Source organism: Hydrogenophaga pseudoflava, assembly GCF_004353865.1.
Taxonomy (GTDB): domain Bacteria; phylum Pseudomonadota; class Gammaproteobacteria; order Burkholderiales; family Burkholderiaceae_C; genus Hydrogenophaga; species Hydrogenophaga pseudoflava.
In genome coordinates this window covers 789,456-812,584 of sequence record NZ_CP037867.1, presented here as the reverse complement: position 1 = coordinate 812,584, position 23,129 = coordinate 789,456, and the positions used below count along the sequence as shown (strand labels likewise).

Below are 23,129 nucleotides of genomic sequence, written 5' to 3'. Positions count from 1 at the left end.
GGAAGCTGGCGAGGGCGGCCTTCACGACTCCCCTCCCAGCATCACACCGCGCTCATCGGCCAGCGCACGCACCGCCTCAATGAACACGTCGGCACGGTGCTTGTAGTCGCGGAACATGTCCAGGCTCGCGCAGGCAGGCGACATCAGCACCGCATCCCCGGCCTGGGCCAGCTGGGCGGACAGGGTCACCGCGCCGGGCATCGTCTCGGCCTCGACCATCGGCACGCCAGCCTGTTGCAGGGCCTCGGCGATCTGCTCGCGGATCCTGGGGCCGTCGCGCCCGATCAGCACCACCGCGCGCGCATGGCGGGCCAGTGGCTCGGCCAGCGGACCGAAGTCCTGGCCCTTGCCGTCGCCGCCGAGGATGACCACCAGGCGCCGGTCGACGCCCAGGCCGCGGATGGCGGCCAGCGTGGCGCCGACATTGGTGCCCTTGCTGTCGTCGAAGTATTCGACGTCGTCCAGGATGCCGATGGGCTCGACGCGGTGCGGCTCACCGCGGTACTCGCGCAGGCCGTGCAGCATCGGGGCCAGCGGCGCACCGGTGGAAGTGGCGAGCGCCAGCGCCGCCAGCGCGTTGGCAGCGTTGTGGCGACCGCGGATGCGCAGCGCATCCACCGGCATCAGGCGCTGGAAGTAGATCTCTTCGCCGGCGTCCTGGCCACGCCCGCGCTGGCGGGTTTCGTCCAGGGCCAGCGCCCGCACCAGCCAGTCCATGCCATTGACCGACTCGATGCCCCAGTCGCCCGCGCGCACCGGGGTGTCCAGACCGAAGCTGGTCCAGGGGCGGGCCGGCTGCTGGCGGTTGCGGCCACCGATCTTGACCGTGACCATGCCCGGCGCCATGGCGGCCACCAGCGGGTCCTCGCGGTTGAGCAGCATGAGCGCCCGCACGCCGAACACGGCGGCCTTGGCCTGGGCGTAGGCCACCATCGAACCGTGCCAGTCGATGTGGTCTTCGGTGATGTTGAGCACGGTGGCGGCGGTGGGCACCTGGTCCCAAGCGCCACCGGCGGTGCCGTCGAGCTGGAAGCTGGAGAGTTCGAGCACCCAGGCCTGCGGCAGGTGGGGCGGCTCGGGTTCCGGCGGGGGCGGCGGCACCAGCAGGGTCGGGCCTTCGTCGTCGGCCGCGGCTGCGGCGTCCTGCAGCGCGTCGCCCTCTTCCACGCTCTCTTCCACGCCCTCTTCCGCGCCATCGTCAGCCTCGGCGCTGGCGGGCACCTCCGGGGTGTCCTGCACCACTTCGGCGGGGTCCTGTGCGGTTTCCTCCGCCGCGCGGGCGGCGTCCTGTGCGACGGCTTCGCGCTCCGCGTCCAGCGACGCGGACAGCACGTCCAGCAGCGCCGGCCCGATGTTGCCGGCCACGGCCACCCGCAGCCCGGCGCGCTGCAGCAGCAGGCCGGTCAGCGAGGTCACGGTGGTCTTGCCGTTGGTGCCGGTGATGGCCAGCACCTTCGGGCGATAGGGCAGCTCCTCGCGCTGCGACAGGTCGCACAGCGCCTGGGCAAACAGGTCGAGCTCGCCGACGAAGGCCGCCCCGTGCGACTGCGCCCAGGTGCGGGCGGGCGCCAGCTGCTCGGGCGGCAGGCCGGGGCTGCGCGCGATCACGTTCCAGGCCGCGCGCGCCAGCAGGGTCTCGTCGAAGGCACCGTGCACGAAATCGACCGACGGGCACTCGGCGCGCAGCGCCGCCAGCGACGGCGGGTTCTCGCGCGTGTCGGCCACGGTGACCTGTGCCCCATGACGCACGCACCAGCGCGCCATCGACAGCCCGGAAATGCCGAGGCCGAGGATCAGGACGTGTTGGTTTTGAAGGGCGTTCATCGTGGTGTCAACGCAGCTTCAGGGTGGACAGGCCGACCAGGCACAGCAGCATGGTGATGATCCAGAAACGGACCACCACCTGGGTCTCCTTCCAGCCCTTTTTCTCGAAGTGGTGGTGCAGCGGCGCCATCTGGAACAGGCGCCGGCCTTCGCCGTATTTCTTCTTCGTGTACTTGAACCAGCTCACCTGCAGCATCACCGACAGGGCCTCGACCACGAAGATGCCGCCCATGATGGCCAGCACGATTTCCTGCCGCACGATCACGGCGATGGTGCCCAGCGCGCCGCCCAGGGCCAGCGCGCCGACGTCGCCCATGAAGACCTGCGCCGGGTGAGTGTTGAACCACAGGAAGGCCAGGCCGGCGCCGGCCATGGCCGCGCAGAAGATCAGCAACTCACCCGCGCCGGGGATGTAGGGCAGCAGCAGGTACTTGGAGAACACCGAGCTGCCGGTGACGTAGGCGAACACGCCCAGCGCCGAGCCCACCATCACCACCGGCATGATGGCCAGGCCGTCCAGACCGTCGGTGAGGTTGACCGCGTTGCTGGCGCCGACGATGACCAGGTAGGTCATCACCACGAAGCCGAACACGCCCAGCGGGTAGCTGATTTCCTTGAAGAACGGCACCATGAGCCCGGCCTGCGGCGGCAGCTCGACCGTGAAGCCCGAGAGCACCCACTGGAAGAACAGCTCGATCACCCGCAGGTTCGAGGTGCCCGAGACGCTGAACACCAGGTAGAACGCGGCCAGCAGACCGATCAGCGACTGCCAGAAGTACTTCTCGCGCGAGCGCATGCCCTCGGGATTCTTGTGCACCACCTTGCGCCAGTCGTCGGCCCAGCCGATGGCGCCAAAGCCCAGCGTCACCACCAGCACGATCCAGACGAAGCGGTTGGTCAGGTCGAACCAGAGGATGGTGGACAGCGCGATGGAAAACAGGATCAGCACGCCCCCCATGGTCGGCGTGCCGCTCTTGCTCAGGTGGGTCTGCATGGCGTAGCCGCGGATCGGCTGGCCGATCTTGAGCGCGGTCAGCCGGCGGATGAAATACGGACCGGCCACCAGGCCGAGGATGAGCGCCGTCATCGCGGCCATCACCGCGCGGAACGTGAGGTACTGAAAGACCCGCAGGAACCCGAATTCGGGTCCCAGGCTTTGCAGCCAGAGGGCCAGGCTAAGCAGCATGGGAAGCGTCCTTTGTTGTGTTGTTCCGTCCGTCCGGTGTGATCAGGGCCTGCAGCCCCTGCACGACCCGCTCCATGCGCATGAACCTCGACCCCTTGACCAGCACGCTCAGCACCGGCGAGGGCTGCGGCGCCGACACCGCGTGGCAGACGTGCGCGACCAGGGCCGACACGTCGGTCCAGTGGCGCGGAGCGGCCTCGCCGGCGGCCTGCATGGCCTGCACCGCCTGCGCCATCCAGTCGCCGCTGCAGTGCACGGCCTCGATGCCCGAGGTCATGGCGTGGCGCAGCACCTCCAGGTGGAAGGCCAGCCCCTGCTCGCCCACCTCGCCCATGTCGCCCAGCACCAGCAGGCGCGGCGCCGGCAGTTCGGCGAGCACGCGGATGGCGGCGACCACGGAGTCGGGGTTGGCGTTGTAGGTGTCGTCCACCAGGGTCAGCGTGCGGCCGCCCAGCGGGAGGGCCAGCGCGCGCGAGCGCCCGCCCACCGGCTCGAAGGTTTCCAGGCCGCGTTCGATGTCGCGCAGCGCCACGCCCGCGGCCAGGGCGCAGGCGGCCGCGGCCAGCGCGTTGCGCACGTTGTGGCGACCGGCGATGTGCAGGTGGCAGGCCCCCGCGCCGGAGGGCGTCGTGAAGTCCAACACCCAGGCGCCGTCGCGCCACTCGGCGCGCAGGGCCCGCACATCGGCCTGCGGGTCGGTGTCGCTGAAGGTGAGCACGCGGCGCCCGTCGGCCAGTGCGCGCCAGAGGCCCGAATGCTCATCGTCGGAAGGAAACACGGCCACACCCGTGGCCTGCAGGGCAGCGATGACCGCGCCGTTTTCGCGCGCCACCGCCTCCACCGTGCCCATGAACTCCTGGTGCTCGCGCTGCGCGTTGTTGACCAGGGCCACCGTCGGCTGGGCCAGGGCGGCCAGGTAGGGAATCTCGCCGGGGTGGTTCATGCCCAGCTCGATCACCGCCAGCCGGTGCTCGGGCCGCAGCCGGAGCAGGGTCAGCGGCACCCCGATGTCGTTGTTCAGGTTGCCCTGCGTGGCGTGGGCCGCATCGCCCGCCGCCGCCCGCAGGATGGACGCGATCATCTGCGTCACCGTGGTCTTGCCGTTGCTGCCGGTCACGGCGATCAGCGGCAGCGAAAACTGTTCGCGCCACAGCCGCGACAGCTCGCCCAGGGCCAGGCGCGTGTCCGGCACCTCGGCGCCCGGCAGGCCGGCCGCCGCCAGGCCCCCGTGGGCGATGGCCGCCACGGCGCCAGCGGCCTGGGCCTGCGGCAGAAAGTCGTGGGCGTCGAAGCGCTCGCCCTTGAGCGCCACGAACAGGTCGCCGGGCTGCAGGCTGCGGGTGTCGGTGTGCACGCGGCGGATCGACGGCGGCAACTCGCCCACCGTGCGCGCGCCGGTCAGGCGGGGCAGCAGTTGCTGCAGGGCCTTCATGCCGCACCTCCTGCCGCCATGCGCTTCGCCAAGGCCAACTGCGCCTGCTCCAGATCGGAGAACGGGCGCTTGACGCCCATGACCTCCTGGTAATCCTCGTGCCCCTTGCCCGCGATCAGCAGCACGTCGCGCGCACCGGCCGCCATCACCGCCTGCGCGATCGCCTGGCCGCGGTCGGCCTCGATCTGCGCCGATGCCGGATGCGCCAGCCCCGCTGCCATCTGCCGCAGGATCTCGGCCGGGTCTTCGGTGCGCGGGTTGTCGCTGGTCAGCACCACCCGTTGGGCCTCGCGTTCCGCCACCGCGGCCATGAGCGGGCGCTTGCCCGGGTCGCGATCACCGCCACACCCGGCGATGGCCCATAGGGCGCCCCCGCGCTGGCGGGCCATGGGTTGCAAGGCTCTCAGAGCCTTCTCCAGCGCGTCCGGCGTGTGGGCGTAGTCCACCAGCACCAGCGGCTGGCCGGCCACGGCCGGCACCTGCTCCATGCGCCCGGGCACCGGGCTGAGCGCGGCGCAGGCGCGCAGGGCCTCGGCCAGCGACACCCCCAGGGCGCGCGCGGCCCCGACCACACCCAGCAGGTTCGACACGTTGTAGTGCCCGATCAGGTCCAGCGCGAGATCACCCCGGTCCACCTCGGCCCCGTGGGCGTCGCGTTCGACCACCACGAAGCGCATGCCGTGGTCGGTGTAACGGATGTCGCGCGCCATCAACCGCGCCGCGCGCTCGATGCCGACGCTCCAGCGGCTCAGCGACGGGCAACCGGCCAGGGCCTGGTCCAGCACCATGCCCTGGTCATCGTCGACATTCACCACGGCGTGCGCCAGGCCGGGCCAGTGGAACAGCCGGGACTTGGCCTCCCAGTAGTCGGCCATGCTGCGATGGAAGTCCAGGTGGTCCTGCGTGAAATTGGTAAACACCGCGACGCGGATCTGGCAGGCGTTGAGACGGCCCTCGACCAGGCCGATGGACGAGGCCTCGATGGCACAGGCCGACAGCCCTTCGTCGACCATGCCACGCAACCGCGCCTGCAGCAGCACCGGATCGGGCGTGGTCAGGCCGGTTGGGACCAGGGTGTGGCTGCGCTCTCCGGTCGCCGGCGGGCGGCCGATGCCCAGGGTGCCGACCACCGCGCACCCGCGCCCCACGGCGTTGAGCAGCTGCGCCATCCACCAGGCCGACGAGGTCTTGCCGTTGGTGCCCGTGAAGGCCACGAGGTCCAGCGACGCACTGGGATCGCCGTGGTAAGCGCTCGCGATCGGACCCGCCAGCGCCTTGAGCCCGGGCACCGCCCGCACCCGTTCGTCGCTGAAGCCCAAGGCCTCCACGCCTTCGGCCTCGACCAGCACCGCCGTGGCCCCGGCCTGCAGGGCAGCGGGCACAAACCGGCGGCCATCGGTCGCAAAACCCGGCCAGGCCACAAAGGCATCGCCCGGGCGCACCCGGCGGCTGTCGCACTGCAGCTCGCCGGTCACGCGTTCGCGCAACCAGTTGGCAATGTGGCGGGGATCGCTGTGCTGAGACATCAGAACGACTCCTCAACCACTTCGGTCACGATCTGCGGCTTGACGTTCATGTCCGGCTGCACGCCCAGGATGCGCAGGGTCTGCTGCACCGTCTCGCTGAACACCGGCGCCGCAACCAGGCCGCCGAAGTAGACCCCGTTGGATGGCTCGTCGATCATCACCGCCACCACGATGCGCGGCTGCTCAATGGGCGCGATGCCCACAAACCAGCTGCGGTACTTGTTGGCGGCGTAGCCCTTGCCCTCCTGCTTGTGGGCCGTGCCGGTCTTGCCGCCCACCGAATAGCCCATGGTCTGTGCCTTGGGCGCCGTGCCGCCGGGGCCGGTGGCCAGCTCCAGCATTTTGCGCACCGCCACCGCGTTCTTCTCGCTGAACACCCGCACGCCGGTGGCGGGGCCCTCGGTCTTGAGCATGCTCACCGGGATCAGCTCGCCGTTGCGGGCGAAGATCGTGTAGGCCTGCGCCAGCTGGAACAGCGACGCCGACAGGCCGTAGCCGTAACTCATGGTGGCCTGTTCGATGGGGCGCCAGGTCTTGTACGGCCGCAGACGGCCCGACACGGCGCCGGGGAACGGCACCTGCGGCTTCTGGCCGAAACCGGCCTGGGCGTAGGTCTCCCACATCTCGCGCGGATGCATCTGCATCGCCATCTTGACGGTGCCGACGTTGCTCGACTTCTGGATGATCTCGTTGACCGTCAGCACCTCGTGCGGGTGGGCGTCGCTGATGGTCGAGCCGCCGATGGTGACGCGTCCGGGCGCAGTCTGAATCTGCGTGGTGGGCCGGACCAAACCCTTCTCCAGCGCCAGCGCCGCGATGAAGGGCTTCATCGTGGAGCCGGGCTCGAAGCTGTCCGTCAGCACGCGGTTGCGCAGTTGCTCGCCGCTGAGGTTGACGCGCTTGTTGGGGTTGTAGCTGGGGAAATTGGCCAGCGCCAGCACCTCGCCGGTCTGGGCATCCAGCACGATCACGCTGCCGGCCTTGGCCTTGTTCTCCTTGACCGCCTCACGCAGCTTCTCATAGGCGAAAAACTGGACCTTGCTGTCGATGGACAGCTGCAGGTCCGGCCCGTCGACCGGCGGGATCACGTCGCGCACGTCCTCGATCACACGCCCCAGGCGGTCCTTGATCACCCGGCGCGAACCGGCCTTGCCGGCCAGCTGGGAGTTGAAGGCCAGCTCGACACCCTCCTGGCCACGGTCTTCCACGTTGGTGAAACCCACCACATGCGCTGCCGCCTCCCCTTCAGGGTACTGGCGCTTGTACTCACGGCGCTGGTAGATGCCCTTGATGCCGAGGGCCGCAATCTCCTTGGCGATCGGCTCGTCGACCTGGCGCTTGATCCAGACAAAGGTCTTGTCCTCGTTGGCCAGCTTCTTCCTCAGGGCGCTCAGCGGCATTTCCAGCAGCTTGGCCAGGTCCTTGAGCTTGGGCTCGGACTTGTCCACGTCCTCGGGAATGGCCCAGATGCTCTGCGCCACCACACTGGAGGCCAGGATCAGGCCATTGCGGTCCAGCACCCGGCCGCGGTTGGCCGGCAGCTCCAGCGTGCGGGCAAAACGCACCTCGCCCTGGCGCTGGAAGAACTCGTTGCCGAACACCTGCACGTAGGCCGCGCGGGCGCCCAGACCGGCGAACGCCAGCGCCAGCAAGGCCACGACGAACTTGCTGCGCCAGACCGGCGTCTTGCTGGCCAGCAGCGGGCTGGCGCTGTAGTTGATGGCGCGGTGGCCGGACTTGCTCATCGCGCGCCCTCCACTGCACCGGCCGCAGGCGCCGGCTCGTTGACCGTGACGTATTCGGTGATGCCCGGCGTGACCGGGCGCATCTTGAGCTGGCGCACGGCCAGCTGCTGCACCCGGGCCGGCGTCGCCTGTTCGCGCTTCTGCACCTGCAACTGCTCGTGATCGGCCGCCAGACGGTGCGCCTGGGCATTGGCCTTGTCGATGGCCGTGTAGAGGCGGCGCGATTCGTACTGGGTGTGCACCAGGTAGAAGGCACTGGCCATCACGGCCGCGAGCAGCATGAGGTTGAGCCGGATCATGCCGCCACCTCCGTGCGCGTGGCCACACGCATCACGGCGCTGCGAGCGCGCGGATTGCCCTCGACCTCGGCCTGCGAAGGCATCACCCGGTGCACCTCGGCCAGGCGCGTGGGCGCCGGCTCGGCGAAGGGCACGCGCCGGTCCACAACGGCGCGCGAGTGGCGCGCCATGAACTGTTTGACCATGCGGTCTTCCAGTGAATGGAAGCTGATCACGACCAGCCGACCTCCGGGACGCAAGACATGAAGGCTGTCCTCTAGCGCTTGTTGCAGCTCTTCAAGCTCGGCGTTGATGAAAATCCGAAAAGCCTGAAATGTGCGCGTTGCAGGGTCCTTGCCCGGCTCGCGGGTTTTGACCGCGCCAGCCACGACTTCGGCCAGCTCGCGGGTGGTTCGAAGAGGGCCCCGTTCCTGTCGGCGACGATCAATCGCCTTTGCAACCTGTTGAGCAAACCGTTCTTCGCCGTATTCACGGATGACCTCCGACAGGGTGGACACATCGGCCGTTTCCAGCCATTGGGCGACGCTCTGTCCGCGCGTGGTGTCCATGCGCATGTCCAGAGGACCGTCGTGACGAAAAGAAAAACCCCTTTCGGGGTCGTCGATCTGGGGAGAACTCACACCCAGGTCCATCAACACCCCGTCCGCACTCTGCGGCCCAAGCTCGCCCAGTTGCCGGAAGCCCTGGTGACGGATGACAAACCGCGGGTCGGCAGCCGCCAGTGCCTCGCCCACAGCGATCGCCTGCGGGTCCTTGTCGAACGCCGTCAGCCGCCCCGACGCGGCCAGCCGCCCCAGGATGGCGCGCGAATGTCCGCCACGGCCGAAGGTGGCGTCCACATACTGTCCGTCGGGCCGAACGGAGAGTGCTTCCACAGCCTCGTTCAGCAGTACGGTTTGGTGTACCCATGGGTCGTTCACCGCCGTCCTCAGAAACTGAAGTCCTTGAGCACATCGGGCATGGGTTTCTGCATTTCCTCGGCCTCCTTGGCGGCGTAGGACTGCGCATCCCAGAGTTCCAGGTAGGAACCCATGCCCAGCAACACGGCGTCGCGGCTGATGCCGGCTGCGGCGCGCAGCTCGGGCGATACAAGGATCCGGCCCGAGGCGTCCATATCCACATCCATCGCATTACCCAGAAAAATGCGACGCCACCACTGCGCATCCATCGGCAGCGAGGCAATGCGGGCCCGGAACTTCTCCCACTCGTCGCGGGGGAATACCATCAGACAGCCATGAGGGTGCTTGGTGATGGTCAGCTGACCGGACTGGGCGCTCAGGGCGTCGCGGTGCCGGGTCGGCATGGACAGCCGGCCTTTGGCATCGAGACTGAGAGAGGAAGCGCCTTGGAACACCCGGAATCACCCTGCTAAAAACACTTTTCACCACTTAATTGCACTTTTTTCCACTGTAGCAGGAAAAGCAGTGGCTGCAAGCTTCTGCGGGCAGTTTTTTTCCAATGAAATCAATCACTTAGAACACATTTTGAAGCAATTTCAACTTCAAAATACGCAGCAAAAGCAAGCACTTACAGCGCGCTGTGAATGTGATGCTTGAAAACCCTGTTACACACAGGGTGGGCGACAGACGGCCAGTGATGCGGGCATCGCCCGCCAGGGGTCAATGAAAAATCCCAGCGACCCTGAGGGCGGCCGGGACTGCATGCCAGGAACGGCCATTAGAGGATGTAGCGGGACAGATCCTCGTTGCGGCTGAGTTCGGCCAGCCGGCCGTTCACATACGCGGCGTCGATCACCACCGTGCTGTTCTGCAGGGAGGTGGCGCCGAAGCTGACCTCGTCCAGCAGGTGCTCCATCACCGTCGCCAGGCGGCGCGCGCCGATGTTCTCGGTGCGCTCGTTCACGTCGCAGGCAATCTGCGCGAGCTGGCGGATGCCATCGGGCTTGAACTCCAGCGCCACGCCCTCGGTGGCCAGCAGGGCCTGGTACTGCTTGACCAGGCTGGCGTGGGTGCTGGTGAGGATGGCCTCGAAGTCGTCCACCGACAGCGACTGCAGCTCGACCCGGATCGGGAAACGCCCCTGCAGCTCGGGAATCAGGTCGCTGGGCTTGGCCAGGTGGAAGGCCCCGCTGGCAATGAACAGGATGTGGTCGGTCTTGACCATGCCGTACTTGGTCGAGACGGTGGTGCCTTCCACCAGCGGCAGCAGGTCGCGCTGCACACCCTGGCGGGACACCTCGGCACCGCCCGACTCGCTGCGCGAGGCCACCTTGTCGATCTCGTCGATGAAGACGATGCCGTTCTGCTCGGTGTTGTGCAGCGCACGCGTCCGCACGTCTTCCTCATTGACCAGCTTGCCGGCCTCCTCGTCGATCAGCAGCTTCCTCGCCTCGGCGATCTTGAGCTTGCGTTTGCGCCGCCGCTCCTGTCCCATCTGGCTGAACATGCCACGCAGCTGCTCGGCCATTTCTTCCATGCCGGCCGGCCCCATGACCTGCATGGCGGGCGCCGACTCGGCGAGGTCGATTTCGATCTCGCGGTCGTCCAGCTGCCCCTCGCGCAGCTTCTTGCGGAAGGTCTGGCGAGCCGTGCTGTCGGGGTTGGGCTGCGGTTCACCGGACAGGCCACGCGGCGGCGGCAGCAGCACGTCAAGAATGCGGTCTTCGGCCGCGTCCTCGGCGCGCATGCGCTGCTTGCGCATATCGGTTTCGCGCGTCTGCTTCACCGCGATCTCGACCAGGTCGCGCACGATGCTGTCGACATCCTTGCCCACATAGCCCACCTCGGTGAACTTGGTGGCCTCGACCTTGATGAAGGGCGCATCGGCCAGCTTCGCCAGGCGACGCGCGATCTCGGTCTTGCCCACGCCGGTGGGTCCGATCATCAGGATGTTCTTGGGAGTGATTTCGGGTCGCAGCTTTTCGTCGACCTGCTGGCGGCGCCAGCGGTTGCGCAACGCGATGGCGACGGCGCGCTTGGCACCGTTCTGGCCGATGATGAAACGGTCAAGTTCGGAAACGATCTCCTGCGGCGTCATGGAGGACATGTTCAAAGCACCTCGACCGTGTGGTTCATGTTGGTGTAGATGCAGATCTCGCCGGCGATGGCCAGCGACTGCCGCACCACGTCCTCGGCGCTGAGCGCCGTGTGCTGCACCAGCGCCCGCGCCGCGGCCTGCGCGTAGGCGCCGCCCGAGCCGATGGCAACCACCCCGTGTTCGGGCTCCAGCACGTCCCCGTTGCCGGTGATGATCAGCGCGGCACTGCGGTCACCGACTGCCAGCATGGCTTCGAGCCGGCGCAGCACCCGGTCGGTGCGCCAGTCGCGCGTGAGGTCAATGGCCGCGCGCACCAGGTGGCCCTGGTGCTTTTCCAGCTTGGCCTCGAAACGCTCGAACAGGGTGAAGGCATCGGCGGTGGCACCGGCAAAACCCGCCAGCACCTGGTCGCGGTAGAGCTTGCGCACCTTGCGAGCGGTGCCCTTGACGACGACATTGCCCAGGGTGACCTGGCCGTCGCCTCCGATGGCGACCTGAACACCGTCGGGCGTCTCGCGGCGCACGCAGACGATGGTGGTTCCGTGAAAAGTGTCCATAGCAAAAGAAAGTGGAGGCAACTGGGCCGAACTCAAGCCCGTCGGCGCATTGAAGGGAGTCGTTCCAAGGCACCGCGGAACCGGCTACGCCGGGGCCGCCCGTGCCATCCCCTTGAGGGGATCGCGCGCAGCGCGGCAGGGGCGGGCCTAATCGTTCCTCACGACGACCTTGGCGTATTCGGTGATGCCGATGACATTGAAGAATGCCGACACCAGTCGGTGCACATCCACGAACTGCACAAGTCGCCCGGAGGCATGGTGCCCGGCCACCCAGTTCAGCAGCGTGCCAGCCGCGGAGAAGTCCACACGGATCAGGTTGCGGCACGAAATGATCATGACATCGGCCCCCTGCAGCCGATGCTCCAGATCCTCCAGGGTGGCCTGCGGATCACCACGGATCTCGCCAGACAGTTCCACCAGCCCCAGATGATTGAACTCTGTCGACGGGCCTTCGGCCCCCGACTCCGTCGTGTAGCCGGAAGAAACGGTCTCCCGCACCACCTCGCCCAGCACAGAGGCGCCCTCATCGGGGTCCACGGCGCCGTTGGTCATGGCCTTGAAGTGGCAGCGCGGGCGCTCCCATCCCGGCGGCGACACCTCGTAGGTGACACAGAAGTCCAGCGCCGTCAGCTCAAACTCGTCGGGCCGGTTCATCACCCGCAAGACGGCCATGCGCAACTCCCACCAGAGCTGTTCGACGTCCCGGCGCCCCGAAGGCGTGAGTTGCTTGAGGACCTCGCGCAGGCGAGGTGCGTCAATGAAGGAGATCTCGACCTCCTGATCGCCCCAGAGCGTGAAGATGCCCAGCAATGCGCGCGCCGCCTTCACGTCGATGGACTCCAGCTCGGTCCATTCCAGCACCCAGGGCTGAGGCGCTCGAAGCAACACGTTCTGCAGCGTGCCCACAGCATGGGCATCCAGCTCAGGATCGCAGGCCCAGGACGCCCGGGTCGGCGTGACGGACGGCTTGAAGGCCTTGCCGGTCATGGACGACACCAGCTCGGGCATGTCGTACCACTGGGGTGGCGAGCGGCCGAAGCGATTCACAAAATCCACGGCACGGCTCTCAAACGGTGCCATCTGCCCGGTCGCCCGGTACAGGTCAAACAGGGCCAGCCAGTCGTCCAGCTGGTTCTCGCGCGGCCCGCCTTCTGCAATCGTGTCCTTGAGCCCCTGCTCGGCGCCTGCATCGTCTCCATTGGCGAAGCGGATGGCGGCTTCCTCGACCTCCGGGTCCTGGGCAATTTCGTGCACGTCCAGCGCATAGAAATGCGAGGCCGAGAAGCCCGACCCCGACCCGCCGCGAGCGGCGCCTGCGATCGCCGTACCCGAAGTGGGCGCCATCAGGCCTGTGCGCGCAGTCGACGGCGCCGGGCCAGTATCTGGCCCCGACTTGGGCGGAGGAACCGCTTCGCGAAGCACCGGCACGTTGTCCGGGGTGGGTGCCGGTGCCTGCGTCTTCGCAGCGGGCACCGAAAGCGGCTGGGGTGGCGAGGTGGTGGGTTCGCCGTCGCTCAGTGTCGCCGCTTCGGTTTCGTTGTACTGGGCTCTGAGGCGCCTCTGCTCTTCCGCCTCCCTGGGGGAAACCGGTTTTTCCACCTTGCGCTCAAGGGGCGTACCTCCGGTAGAGTGCGTCCCGGAATTGGACCCGCCGGTCACCAGCGAGTCAGGCCCCTTGGTCTTCCACCACTGCATCGACATCTGGGCTTCGATCTCGTCGATCTTCTTGAGCGTCATCGCCCGGTCATCGGGCTTGGAAGGAAGACTGCTCTGGAAGAAAGACGGCCGAACACCCTGGGCCCCGTCCACGGCGCCCTCACGGCTGCGAATCTTGCGCAGCATGTCGAACTCGCGCTTGCGCACGAAGTCGTTGCGCCGCTTGCGCTCGATCATCTCCTTGAGCGCCGCCTTGTTGTATTCGCTCTCCCGGTCGGCGTTGCGGGTGTCCAGATCCGCCCAGCTCGTGGTCGGATGACGCACGAACTTCACCACCTTGGACAGAAAGCCGCCGCTGGAATCGTCCTTGGACATGGATCAGGGTATGAGAGTGTTCCGCAGAAAAGGCCGCAATCAGTCACCAAACATCTTCTGCTTGAGCTCGCGCCGCTGTTGTGCCTCCAGCGACAGGCTGGCCGTCGGGCGCGCCATCAGGCGGCCAACACCAATCGGCTCACCTGTCTCTTCACAGTACCCGTAATCGCCCGAGTCGATGCGGGCAATGGCCTGCTCGATCTTCTTGAGAAGCTTGCGTTCCCGGTCGCGGGTGCGCAACTCCAGAGCATGCTCTTCCTCGATCGTCGCACGGTCCGCGGGGTCGGGAACCACGACGGTGTCTTCGCGCAGGTGCTCGGTGGTTTCGCCGGCGTTGGCCAGCATGTCGTCCTTCAGCTGCGTCAACTTTCGACGGAAGAAAGCGAGTTGCACGTCGTTCATGTACTCCGAATCGGGCATGGACTGGACGTCCTGGTCGGTCAGTTTCTCGACCGGCAGAGACTTCCAGTTGTTGGCACGTTTCGGGTCTTTCTGGATGGCGGTGGGCGCGGGAGCAGTCATCACACGTTCGTTCGATAAAGAGAAGGTCGCCTTGGCGGCGTTGGGAGCATGGGTCGGAATGACCGCAGCCTGTGTCATCTGTTCCATCATCACTTTCTTGGCGGCCCGCTTGCCCAGAGGGCGCGGCGTCGGTTCGATGATGATGGGCGCCGGAGCGGCCACGGGGGGTGGCACGACCGTCGTCTTCTGTTTGGTCACCACCTTGGCCGGTGGCGCCGGCACCTTGACCGGAGCCGGTTTGCTGGCTGGCTTCGCTGCAGGCTTGGGAGCTGCCGCAGGCTTGGCGGCAGCCAGCGCCTTGGGGCCAGCCGTCTTTTTGGCGGCAGGCAGAGCGGTTTTGGAGGCCAACTTGGCCGCCGGCTTGCCGACCGTAGCCCTGGCACTGGCCGGCTTCGCCGTGGTTTTCGCAGCGGCCTTGGCAGGCGCCTTGGAAGCCGGGGCCACAGCAGACGCGGATCGCCCCTTGCCGGCCGACGCGGCGGGTTTGCGATTCTTCGCGGTGGGGGTGGCCTGGGCTTTCACAAAGGATCTCCTCTCAGTGCCTGACGCTGCCTGGTGGCGGGGTGGCGCGCTGGACGGGGTGGAGCCCCCGACCGCATCGCTTTGCTCGGCCGAAGCCGGCTGGTTTGTGGTTATACCCCGTTTGCGAACGTCGGTAGCGCCTGCCTGCCTCTGCTGGCGGACAGATGACTCGGGTAGGCTGCGGGCTGCCGACTTGGGCGGCGATTGTAACGACGCGGCCCTCAAAGACACTGACGTGGGATCCGAGGGAAAACCCAGGCTCTGGAGAAGCGAGACAAACAGCATCAGGGGCTCCGTTCCCGCTTTGTTGGCACAAGCGTCTGCTCAAACCAGCGCCTGGTCGAGACCCTGGACCAGGATGTCCCTGGGCAGGTCGATGCCGATGAACACCATCTTGCTGGTGCGGGCCTCACCTTCGGCCCACAGCGGCCCCAGGTCACTGCCCATGAGCTGGTGCACGCCCTGGAAGATCACCTTGCGGTCGGTGCCCTGCATGTTCAGCACGCCCTTGTAGCGCAGCATCTTGGGGCCGTAGACCTGCACGATGGCGCCCAGAAAGTCCTCCAGCTTGGCAGGGTCGAACGGCTTGTCGGCCCGGTAGACGAAACTTTTCACATCGTCGTCGTGGTGATGGTGGTGGCCATGGGCGTGCCCGTGCTGGTGTGAGGGGTGGTTGCAGTGCTCGCCGTGTTCGTGGTCATGGTCGTGGTGCTCATGGCCATGATCGTGGTCGTCCACGCTCAGGAAGTCCGGGTCGATGTCCAGCTTGGCATTCAGGTTGAAGCCGCGCAGGTCGAACACCTCCTTGAGCGCCACCTCGCCGAAATGCACCGGGCGCATGGGCGCGCGCGGATTCATGTGTTTGAGGCGGTGGATCAGCGCGTCCACCTCGTCCTGGGACACCAGGTCGGCCTTGCTGATGAAGATCTGGTCGGCAAAGCCCACCTGGCGGCGCGCTTCCTGGCGGTCGTTGAGCTGGTCGGCGGCGTGTTTGGCGTCCACCAGGGTCAGGATGGAATCGAGCAGGTACTGCTCGGCCACCTCGTCGTCCATGAAGAAGGTCTGCGCCACGGGCCCCGGGTCGGCCAGGCCGGTGGTCTCGATCACCACGCGCTCGAAGTCCAGCTCACCCTTGCGTTTTTTCTGTGCCAGGTCGGCCAGTGTGGCGCGCAGGTCGTCGCGGATGGTGCAGCAGATGCAGCCGTTGCTCATCTGGATGATGTTTTCCTGCGTGTCGGCCACCAGGATCTCGTTGTCGATGTTTTCTTCGCCGAACTCGTTCTCGACCACGGCGATCTTCTGGCCGTGGGCTTCCGTGAGCACGCGCTTGAGCAGCGTGGTCTTGCCCGAGCCGAGGAAGCCGGTGAGGATGGTGGCGGGGATGAGCGACATGGCAGGTTCCGTATGCAAAAAGCAGGCCGGGAGTGTAGTGCAGCGATGTGACCAGGCTGTTCAGAGCTTTTTCATAACGACCAATCCCTTCAGGTATTCGCCCTCGGGGAACGCGGTGGTCATCGGGTGGTCGCAGGCACCGCCCAGGCGCTGCAGGATGGCGCCGTCCACGCCCGCATCGCAGGCCGCCGAGGCCACGATCTTGTGGAACAGCTCGACGCCGATGCCACCCGAGCACGAGAAGGTGAACAGCACGCCACCGGGTGGCAGCAGCTTGAAGGCCAGGCGGTTGATGTCCTTGTAGGCGCGGGCGGCACGTTCGGCGTGCGCCGCCGTCGGCGCCAGCTTGGGCGGATCGAGCACGATGGCGTCGAACAACCGGCCCTCGGCCACAAACTGGCGCAGCGAGGCGTTGACATCGGCGTCGAGGAAAGTCGCCTGGGTCGGGTCCAGCCCGTTGAGCACCAGGTTGGCGCGCGCCCGCTCCAGCGCCGGACCCGACGAGTCGATGCTGGTCACATGCCCGGCCCCGCCGGCCAGCGCCGCCACCGAGAAGCCGCCGGTGTAGCTGAAGCAGTTGAGCACCTGGGCGAACTTCAGGCGCTTCGTGTACCCGTGCAACGCCAGCCGGCTGTCGCGCTGATCCAGGTAGTAGCCGGTCTTGTGGCCCAGGGCGATGTCCAGGCCCAGGCGCCAACCGTGTTCCTGCAGTTCAAAGGCGGTGGGGCCGTCGCCGCGCAGCCAGCCGGTCACCTCGGGCAGGCCTTCGAGCGCGCGGGCGCTGGCGTCGGAGCGTTCGTACAGGCGCGGGCAGCCGGTCAGCTCGACCAGCGCGTCGGCGATCACGTCTTTCCAGCGCTCCACCCCGGCCGCACCGAACTGGGCCACCAGGGTGTCGCCATAGCGGTCCACCACCAGGCCCGGCAGGCCGTCGGACTCGCCGTGCACCAGGCGCAGCCCATTGCTGGCAATACCCATGCGCTCGCGCAGTGCGATGGCGCGGCGCAGCGTGTCACGGAAGAAAACGGCGTCGATGCGCTGGGCCTGGTCGAAGCTCCAGGCGCGCACACGGATCCTGGAACTGGGCGAGTACGCGCCCCAAGCCAAGAACTGGCCGTCGGCGCTGTCCACACGCACGGTTTCTCCGGCATCGGCGCCGCCCTTGGCAATCGCGCCGTCGAACACCCAGGGATGGCGGCGCTGCAGCGAGCGCTCCTTGCCGGGCTTGAGTCTGATGATCTTCATGAGAGGTATTGTCCCCCTCGCGCCGCCTGCGGCGTCACCCCCCAGGGGGCGGCACTGGCGGCCTGGCAAAGCCAGTTCCGCGGTGCCCTGGAACAGCTACCCCTCCGGCGAACGTGCCTTCTTCCAAGGATGCGGCGGAACCGGCTCTGCCGGGCCGCTCGCATCGCCCCCTTGAGGGGGTGACGCGCCGCGAGGCGCGGCGCAGGGGTGGGCCAGTTCAGGGTCTCAGGTAGACGAAGCCTTCGCGGGCCTGCAGCCGGGCCACCTCGGCCACGCCCGAAGGCACGATCTTGGCTTCCATCGCCACTTTGGAAGCGTCGATCTTGCGCGAGACCAGGGTGTTGTTGCAGACCCGGAACTCCACGCCCTTGGCCGCCAGTTCGCCGATGGCGCCGGCAAACGGCTGCTCCATCTGGTTGGTCGCGCCATCGAGCAGGAAGTCGATGCCCAGGCCATGGGCGACCACCACGATCTTGGCCTTGGGGTCGGCCGCCAGGTGGTTGCGAATGTTGTTGATGGCGCGCGAGGCCTGGGGAATGCCTTCGCTCATGTGGTAGACCGTCTTGATCACGTCGTCGGCCGCGTGCGACGGCGCCGACACCGCAAGGAAAAGGGCGAGCAATGCGGCCTTGAAGGCCAGAAGCAGACGGGGCATGGTGGAGTCTCCAGTGGTGTCGCGCCAGACAGCGCATTTAAAAGAAGCAAGCAATGATATTTGCAAGAAGAATTTTTGATCGACCCGCCCTGTTTCGTCAGCGGGTATTCCCGGTCGGTCGAAGGACCGCCATCAGGACTTGGCCGGCCCGCGCCCCTTGGCGCGCGGGTGGGCTGCGTCGTAGGCACGGGCCAGGTGCTGGAAGTCCAGCCGGGTGTACACCTGCGTGGTGCCGATGCTGGCGTGCCCCAGCAGCTCCTGCACCGCGCGCAGGTCACCGCTGCTCTGCAGCACGTGGCTGGCAAAGGAATGCCGCAGCATGTGCGGGTGGACCGGGGTCGAGAGCCCGGCCAGCAGCGACCGGCGCTTGAGCCGCACCCGGATGTGCTGGGGGGTCAAGCGGGTGCCGTGGCGGCCGACGAACAGCGCCGGGTCTTCGGCGGCCAGGGCCGGGCGCGCCGCCAGCCAGCGCTGCAGCGCCTCCAGCGCCGCGCGGCCCACCGGCACACTGCGCCGCTTGGAGCCCTTGCCCAGCACATGGGCCTCGCCCGCCTGCAGGTCGATCCAGCCGCGCGCCGTGCCGCTGGCGGCGACATCCAACCCCACCAGTTCGCCGATGCGCAGGCCGCAGCCATAGAGCAGTTCGGTGATGCAGGCGTCGCGCGTCTCCAGCGCCGGGTCGTCGCCCTCTTCCACGTGCGCGGCCAGCTGCACCGACTCGTCCACGCCCAGCGCCTTGGGCAGGGGCTTGCCGGCCTTGGGCGCGCGCACGTCCTGCACCGGGTTCTGGGTCACCAGGCCCTGGCGCCCCAGCCACACGTAGAAGCCGCGCCAGCCTGAAAGGATCAGTGCAATGCCGCGGGCGCTGCGGCCGGCGCTGTGCATCTGCGCCACCCAGCGCCGCACGTGCGCACTCTGCACCCGGCGCAGGCCGACGCCGGCGGTCTGCGCGTTCTGCGCCAGCCGGGCCAGATCGCCGGTGTAGAGATCGACGGTGCGCGCCGCCAGCCGCTTGTCGATGCGCACATGGGCGAGGTAGGCCTCGACCAGCGCCGCGTCGTCGACGTTATTCATCGGCGCGGCACCGCTCTCCACGGTTCTGCCAGGTTCAGGGGCGCAGGCGCGAGAGGGCCGCGCTGGTCAGGTCGCCCATGCGTTCGAGGAACTCGGTGCCCATGTCGGCGGCAAAGCGCTGCGGATCGGGCGAGCCCAGCACCAGCAGGCCGAATGCGTCCTGGCCCTCACCGGCGCGCAGCGGGATCAGGGCCAGCGAGGCCACCGCACCGGGATCGACCAGCCAGCCGGCCGCTTCCAGACCGGGGTTGGCGCCACAGTAGGGCCGCGGCAGCGACGAGGCAAAGGCCTGCACGTCGTCGCTGGCGCCTTGGGCGTAGGACTGACCGGAGAAGTCGTCCGCCACGCCCCACAGCTTGATCGCCACCTGCGGCACATTGAACTGGGCCGCCATCTCGCGCGCCGCCACCAGGGGCAGGTCCTGCGTGTCGCGGGTCATCAGCAGCTCGCGGGTCCAGCGGTGCAGGCGGTCGGCGATGGCGGAGTTTTCCTGGCCGTGGCGGATCATCTCGGCCGAGCGCAGCTCCAGGCCCTTGATCTTCTCGCGCAGCATCTCGGCCTGGCGCTCCTGCAGGCTCACCGCGCGCTGGCCGTGCGGGCTGCTCAGCTGCACCGTCGCCAGCACGCCCGCGTGGCGCTCGAAGAAGTCGGGCGTGTTGGCCAGGTAGTTGGCGATGTCGTCTTCGGTGATCGGGGGAATGGTCGGGTCGGTCATGGAAGTGTGTCGATCCTGATGTTCAGGCCAGCTCGGGGACGTCGATCTCGCCCTCGAACACCGAGGTGGCCGGTCCGGTCATGAAGACCGGTGCGTCATGGGCCGCATTGTCGCCCCATGCGATGGTGAGCCGGCCGCCGCGCGTCTCGACGTCGACGCTGTCGTCCAGCAGGCCCAGGCGGATGCCGGCCACCACCGCCGCGCAGGCGCCAGTGCCGCAGGCCAGGGTCTCGCCCACGCCGCGTTCGTACACGCGCAGGCGCACATGGGCGCGGTCCAGCACCTGCAGGAAACCCGCGTTCACGCGCGCAGGGAATTGCGCATGGCGCTCGATCTGCGGTCCCCAGGTGGGCACGGGCGCCGTGTCCACGTTGTCCACCAGCAGCACGGCGTGCGGGTTGCCCATGGAGAGCACGGCCACCGGCGCCACATCGCCAGCGGCCAGCGGCAGGGACCAGCGCTCGAAGTTGCCCATCGGTGTGGGCGTCTGGCCCGCCGAGTCGAAAGGCACGCGCGCCAGGTCGAAGATGGGCGCGCCCATGTCCACGGTGACGCGGCCATCGTCGTTCAGGGCCAGGCTGATCTCGCCGTGTTTCACCTTCACGCGCACCGGGTTCAGATCCGTGAGCCCCTTGTCGCGCACGTAGCGCACAAAGCAGCGCGCACCGTTGCCACAGTGTTCAACCTCACCGCCGTCGGCGTTGTGGATCACGTATTCGAAGTCCACGCCGTCCGACGGCGCGGGGCGCACCGACAGGATCTGGTCGGCGCCGACGCCGAAGTGGCGGTCGGCCAGGAAACGGTACTGGGCCGCGCTCAGACCGAGGCGGCCACGGGTCTCGTCGAGCACGACGAAGTCGTTGCCCGCGCCCTGCATTTTGGTGAAGTGCACTCGCATGGTTCGATTATCCGCCCACCCCGGTGCGCGCCGTGCCGGTGCATGCGCACCGCCGCGGACTGCGGCGCACCCCACCGAGCACATTGCGCACAAAGCCGGTGCTGTTTTGTATGCAATCTTGTGCGGATTGCATACAAAAAAGCTGGCACGGCTCGTGCAACAGGGTCGGCATGGACGCTGTCACCCCCGCCCCCGCCGCCGTCGAACTGATCGCCCTGACCAAGCAGTATGGTCCGGGCGCCGTGGCCGTTGACGCCATCGACCTGCGCATCGCCGCCAACAGCTACTGCTGCCTGCTCGGCCCCTCGGGCTGCGGCAAGAGCACCACGCTGCGCATGGTCGCCGGGCATGAGAGCACCACCAGCGGCGACATCCTGCTGGAGAACCGCAACATCACCAACCTGCCCGCCGCCGCGCGCGGCACGGCCATGATGTTCCAGAGCTTCGCGCTGTTCCCGCACCTCTCGGCGCTGGACAACGTGGCCTTCAGCCTGAAGATGAAGGGCATCGGCAAGGCCGAGCGCCACGCCCGCGCGCAAGACATCCTGCAGCGCGTGGCCATGGGGCACCTGGCGCACCGCAAGCCGGGCGAACTCTCGGGTGGCCAGCAGCAGCGCGTGGCGCTGGCGCGCGCCCTCATCACCCAGCCGCGCGTGCTGCTGCTGGACGAGCCGCTCTCCGCGCTCGACCCCTTCCTGCGCATCCAGATGCGCGCCGAGCTGCGCCACTGGCAGCGCGAGCTGGGGCTGACCTTCGTGCACGTCACACACAGCCAGGAAGAGGCCATGGCGCTGGCCGACACCATGGTGGTGATGAACCAGGGCCGCATCGAACAGGCCGGCCCGCCCCACGCCGTCTACAACCGGCCGGCCAGCGAGTTCGTGGCGCGCTTCATGGGCGGCCACAACGTGCTGCAGACCGCCGACGGCAAAGTGGCCGTGCGCAACGACCACATCCGCCTGGCCGAGGCCGGCAGCACCGGCTGGACCGCCACCGTGAGCGACGTGGAGTACCAGGGCACCTACGTGCTGCTGGGCCTGCAGCTCGACGGCGACGGCGCCGACCGCAACGTGTCGGTGATGTTGTCCGAAGCCGCCTTCGTCGACCGCCCCTGGGCGACCGGCGAGCGCGCCGACCTGAGCTGGAACCCGACCCAGGCGCACGCCCTGGCCGCCTGATGGCGCCCGTTTTCCCCTCCCCTGTCCTTCCCCCTGCAACCAAGGAGTTCTCCATGCCCGATTCCACCGACATCCAGCACGACGGCCTGTCGCGCCGCAGCCTGCTGCAAGGCACCGCCGGCCTGGCCGGCATCCTGGCCAGCGGCCTCTCGCCGGCCATCGCCCAGGAAAAGATCACCCTGCGCTACCTGGGCACCGCGGTGAACCAGGACAAGGCCATCGCCGAGAAGTTCGAGAAGGACACCGGCATCAAGATCCAGTACGTGGCCGTGACCACCGACGACGTGACCAAGCGCGCCGTCACCGCGCCCAACAGCTTCGACCTGATCGACACCGAGTACTTCTCGCTCAAGAAGATCGTGCCCACCGGCAACCTCAAGGGCATTGACACCAAGAAGATCAAGAACGCCGACAAGATCACGTCGCTGTTCACCACCGGCACCGTGGCCGGCAAGGCCGTGGGCGACCAGGGCACCGCGCCCAAGAAGGTGATCTTCCTGGAAGGCGAGAAGAGCAAGGTCTTCGCCAAGAGCCCGACCCAGTTCATGAGCCTGATCCCCACGGTCTACAACGCCGACACGCTGGGCATCCGCCCCGACCTGATCAAGCGCCCGATCTCCAGCTGGGCCGAAATGCTGAACCCCGAGTTCAAGGGCAAGACCGCCATCCTGAACATCCCGTCCATCGGCATCATGGACGCGGCCATGGTGGTGGAAGCCATGGGCATCCACAAGTACGCCGACAAGGGCAACATGACCAAGGCCGAGATCGACCTGACGATCAAGACCCTGATCGAAGCCAAGAAGGCCGGCCAGTTCCGCGCGCTGTGGAAGGACTTCAACGAGTCCGTGAACCTGATGGCCTCGGGCGAGGTGGTGATCCAGTCCATGTGGAGCCCGGCCGTGACCGCCGTGCGCACCAAGGGCATCGACTGCGTGTTCCAGCCGCTCAAGGAGGGCTATCGCGCCTGGGCCGCCGGCTTTGGCCTGCCGACCACGCTCTCGGGCCGCAAGCTCGACGGCGCCTACGAGTTCATCAACTGGTTCCTCGACGGCTGGGCCGGCGCCTACCTCAACCGCCAGGGCTACTACAGCGCCGTGCTGGAGACCGCCAAGGCCAAGATGGAGCCGTACGAATGGGCCTACTGGATGGAGGGCAAGGAAGCCACCCAGGACATCAAGAGCCCCAACGGCGACCTGCTGGCCAAGAAGGGCGCCAAGCGCGACGGCGGCAGCTACGAGCAGCGCATGGGCGGCATCGCCTGCTGGAACGCCGTGATGGACGAGAACGAGTACATGGTCCGCAAGTGGAACGAGTTCGTCGCCGCCTGA

The 23,129-nt window shown here is 67.6% G+C and carries 21 protein-coding genes; 3 read left to right on the top strand and 18 right to left on the bottom strand.

The annotated features are described in order from the left end of the window. Positions 1–21: 21 nt before the first annotated feature. Genes murD through mraZ form a run of 8 tightly spaced genes read right to left on the bottom strand, consistent with a single transcriptional unit; the run spans position 22 to position 9,366 of the window. The gene (gene murD, locus HPF_RS04040) at positions 22–1,824 is read right to left on the bottom strand and encodes a UDP-N-acetylmuramoyl-L-alanine--D-glutamate ligase (RefSeq protein ID WP_066153518.1); all 1,803 of its coding nucleotides are present in this window, start codon (positions 1,822–1,824) and stop codon (positions 22–24) included. Positions 1,825–1,831: 7 nt separating this feature from the next. Further along, the gene (gene mraY / locus HPF_RS04035) at positions 1,832–3,010 is read right to left on the bottom strand and encodes a phospho-N-acetylmuramoyl-pentapeptide-transferase (RefSeq protein ID WP_133155817.1); all 1,179 of its coding nucleotides are present in this window, start codon (positions 3,008–3,010) and stop codon (positions 1,832–1,834) included. Further along, positions 3,000–4,442: a UDP-N-acetylmuramoyl-tripeptide--D-alanyl-D-alanine ligase gene (locus HPF_RS04030; RefSeq protein ID WP_133155816.1), complete on the bottom strand. Its 1,443-nt coding sequence runs from the start codon at positions 4,440–4,442 to the stop codon at positions 3,000–3,002. Before HPF_RS04030 ends, mraY begins: the two co-directional genes overlap by 11 nt. Then, entirely contained in the window at positions 4,439–5,968 is a 1,530-nt protein-coding gene (locus tag HPF_RS04025) for a UDP-N-acetylmuramoyl-L-alanyl-D-glutamate--2,6-diaminopimelate ligase (RefSeq protein ID WP_066153526.1), read from the bottom strand. Before HPF_RS04025 ends, HPF_RS04030 begins: the two co-directional genes overlap by 4 nt. Then, positions 5,968–7,713, bottom strand: a complete 1,746-nt coding sequence (locus HPF_RS04020; protein WP_066153527.1) for a peptidoglycan D,D-transpeptidase FtsI family protein — start codon at positions 7,711–7,713, stop codon at positions 5,968–5,970. The genes HPF_RS04025 and HPF_RS04020 overlap by 1 nt, the downstream gene beginning before the upstream one ends. After that, positions 7,710–8,012, bottom strand: coding sequence for a cell division protein FtsL (gene ftsL, locus HPF_RS04015; RefSeq protein ID WP_066153528.1), 303 nt, complete (start codon positions 8,010–8,012; stop codon positions 7,710–7,712). The genes HPF_RS04020 and ftsL overlap by 4 nt, the downstream gene beginning before the upstream one ends. Then, positions 8,009–8,932, bottom strand: a complete 924-nt coding sequence (rsmH, locus tag HPF_RS04010; RefSeq protein ID WP_066153532.1) for a 16S rRNA (cytosine(1402)-N(4))-methyltransferase RsmH — start codon at positions 8,930–8,932, stop codon at positions 8,009–8,011. Before rsmH ends, ftsL begins: the two co-directional genes overlap by 4 nt. 8 nt (positions 8,933–8,940) lie before the next feature. Next, positions 8,941–9,366, bottom strand: coding sequence for a division/cell wall cluster transcriptional repressor MraZ (mraZ, locus tag HPF_RS04005; RefSeq protein ID WP_066153535.1), 426 nt, complete (start codon positions 9,364–9,366; stop codon positions 8,941–8,943). On the opposite strand from mraZ, the gene HPF_RS23610 reads away from it, so the two are divergent. Next, positions 9,314–9,568 (top strand): hypothetical protein, encoded by a 255-nt coding sequence (locus tag HPF_RS23610; RefSeq protein WP_164868307.1) that lies wholly within the window; start codon positions 9,314–9,316, stop codon positions 9,566–9,568. The two genes, mraZ and HPF_RS23610, sit on opposite strands and share 53 nt — an antisense overlap. 121 nt (positions 9,569–9,689) lie before the next feature. Here HPF_RS23610 and hslU read toward each other — a convergent pair whose 3' ends face one another. The 10 genes from hslU to dapF all read right to left on the bottom strand — a co-directional run bounded on the left by hslU (position 9,690) and on the right by dapF (position 20,620). Beyond that, positions 9,690–11,018: an ATP-dependent protease ATPase subunit HslU gene (gene hslU, locus HPF_RS04000; protein ID WP_079364438.1), complete on the bottom strand. Its 1,329-nt coding sequence runs from the start codon at positions 11,016–11,018 to the stop codon at positions 9,690–9,692. A gap of 2 nt (positions 11,019–11,020) precedes the next feature. Beyond that, entirely contained in the window at positions 11,021–11,566 is a 546-nt protein-coding gene (hslV, locus tag HPF_RS03995) for an ATP-dependent protease subunit HslV (RefSeq protein ID WP_066153541.1), read from the bottom strand. 147 nt (positions 11,567–11,713) lie between these two features. Continuing rightward, positions 11,714–13,597 (bottom strand): type IV pilus assembly protein FimV, encoded by a 1,884-nt coding sequence (locus HPF_RS03990; protein ID WP_127804616.1) that lies wholly within the window; start codon positions 13,595–13,597, stop codon positions 11,714–11,716. Positions 13,598–13,636: 39 nt separating this feature from the next. Next, positions 13,637–14,641: an RNA polymerase-binding protein DksA gene (gene dksA, locus HPF_RS03985; RefSeq protein ID WP_243721676.1), complete on the bottom strand. Its 1,005-nt coding sequence runs from the start codon at positions 14,639–14,641 to the stop codon at positions 13,637–13,639. 324 nt (positions 14,642–14,965) lie between these two features. Beyond that, positions 14,966–16,033: a CobW family GTP-binding protein gene (locus HPF_RS03980; RefSeq protein WP_133155815.1), complete on the bottom strand. Its 1,068-nt coding sequence runs from the start codon at positions 16,031–16,033 to the stop codon at positions 14,966–14,968. A 60-nt stretch (positions 16,034–16,093) separates the two neighbouring features. Continuing rightward, on the bottom strand, positions 16,094–17,278 hold the full coding sequence (locus HPF_RS03975; protein WP_133155814.1) for a class I SAM-dependent rRNA methyltransferase: 1,185 nt from the start codon (positions 17,276–17,278) through the stop codon (positions 16,094–16,096). A 217-nt stretch (positions 17,279–17,495) separates the two neighbouring features. Beyond that, complete coding sequence (locus tag HPF_RS03970) at positions 17,496–17,933, bottom strand: DsrE family protein (RefSeq protein ID WP_133155813.1); 438 nt, start codon at positions 17,931–17,933, stop codon at positions 17,496–17,498. A 132-nt stretch (positions 17,934–18,065) separates the two neighbouring features. Next, complete coding sequence (locus HPF_RS03965) at positions 18,066–19,007, bottom strand: tyrosine recombinase XerC (RefSeq protein ID WP_133155812.1); 942 nt, start codon at positions 19,005–19,007, stop codon at positions 18,066–18,068. A gap of 34 nt (positions 19,008–19,041) precedes the next feature. After that, positions 19,042–19,722 carry a DUF484 family protein gene (locus HPF_RS03960; protein WP_066153560.1) on the bottom strand — a complete coding sequence of 227 codons (681 nt, stop codon included), beginning with the start codon at positions 19,720–19,722 and terminating at the stop codon, positions 19,042–19,044. 22 nt (positions 19,723–19,744) lie between these two features. After that, positions 19,745–20,620, bottom strand: a complete 876-nt coding sequence (gene dapF, locus HPF_RS03955) for a diaminopimelate epimerase (protein ID WP_079364432.1) — start codon at positions 20,618–20,620, stop codon at positions 19,745–19,747. A gap of 170 nt (positions 20,621–20,790) precedes the next feature. On the opposite strand from dapF, the gene HPF_RS03950 reads away from it, so the two are divergent. Then, the gene (locus HPF_RS03950; RefSeq protein ID WP_133155811.1) at positions 20,791–21,798 is read left to right on the top strand and encodes an ABC transporter ATP-binding protein; all 1,008 of its coding nucleotides are present in this window, start codon (positions 20,791–20,793) and stop codon (positions 21,796–21,798) included. Between the two features lie 53 nt (positions 21,799–21,851). Further along, on the top strand, positions 21,852–23,129 hold the full coding sequence (locus tag HPF_RS03945; protein WP_066153568.1) for an ABC transporter substrate-binding protein: 1,278 nt from the start codon (positions 21,852–21,854) through the stop codon (positions 23,127–23,129).

Bases quoted from the DNA above. Each gene is read 5' to 3' on its own strand.
- hslV (WP_066153541.1), bottom strand. From the start codon at position 11,566: ATGGACACTTTTCACGGAACCACCATCGTCTGCGTGCGCCGCGAGACG.
- HPF_RS03945 (WP_066153568.1), top strand. From the start codon at position 21,852: ATGCCCGATTCCACCGACATCCAGCACGACGGCCTGTCGCGCCGCAGC.
- HPF_RS03975 (WP_133155814.1), bottom strand. From the start codon at position 17,278: ATGAAGATCATCAGACTCAAGCCCGGCAAGGAGCGCTCGCTGCAGCGC.
- murD (WP_066153518.1), bottom strand. From the start codon at position 1,824: ATGAACGCCCTTCAAAACCAACACGTCCTGATCCTCGGCCTCGGCATT.
- HPF_RS03965 (WP_133155812.1), bottom strand. From the start codon at position 19,007: ATGAATAACGTCGACGACGCGGCGCTGGTCGAGGCCTACCTCGCCCAT.
- HPF_RS04025 (WP_066153526.1), bottom strand. From the start codon at position 5,968: ATGTCTCAGCACAGCGATCCCCGCCACATTGCCAACTGGTTGCGCGAA.
- HPF_RS23610 (WP_164868307.1), top strand. From the start codon at position 9,314: ATGGACAGCCGGCCTTTGGCATCGAGACTGAGAGAGGAAGCGCCTTGG.
- mraY (WP_133155817.1), bottom strand. From the start codon at position 3,010: ATGCTGCTTAGCCTGGCCCTCTGGCTGCAAAGCCTGGGACCCGAATTC.
- HPF_RS03970 (WP_133155813.1), bottom strand. From the start codon at position 17,933: ATGCCCCGTCTGCTTCTGGCCTTCAAGGCCGCATTGCTCGCCCTTTTC.
- HPF_RS04020 (WP_066153527.1), bottom strand. From the start codon at position 7,713: ATGAGCAAGTCCGGCCACCGCGCCATCAACTACAGCGCCAGCCCGCTG.
- ftsL (WP_066153528.1), bottom strand. From the start codon at position 8,012: ATGATCCGGCTCAACCTCATGCTGCTCGCGGCCGTGATGGCCAGTGCC.
- HPF_RS04030 (WP_133155816.1), bottom strand. From the start codon at position 4,442: ATGAAGGCCCTGCAGCAACTGCTGCCCCGCCTGACCGGCGCGCGCACG.
- HPF_RS03980 (WP_133155815.1), bottom strand. From the start codon at position 16,033: ATGTCGCTCATCCCCGCCACCATCCTCACCGGCTTCCTCGGCTCGGGC.
- HPF_RS03990 (WP_127804616.1), bottom strand. From the start codon at position 13,597: ATGTCCAAGGACGATTCCAGCGGCGGCTTTCTGTCCAAGGTGGTGAAG.
- dapF (WP_079364432.1), bottom strand. From the start codon at position 20,620: ATGCGAGTGCACTTCACCAAAATGCAGGGCGCGGGCAACGACTTCGTC.
- HPF_RS03960 (WP_066153560.1), bottom strand. From the start codon at position 19,722: ATGACCGACCCGACCATTCCCCCGATCACCGAAGACGACATCGCCAAC.
- HPF_RS03950 (WP_133155811.1), top strand. From the start codon at position 20,791: ATGGACGCTGTCACCCCCGCCCCCGCCGCCGTCGAACTGATCGCCCTG.
- hslU (WP_079364438.1), bottom strand. From the start codon at position 11,018: ATGTCCTCCATGACGCCGCAGGAGATCGTTTCCGAACTTGACCGTTTC.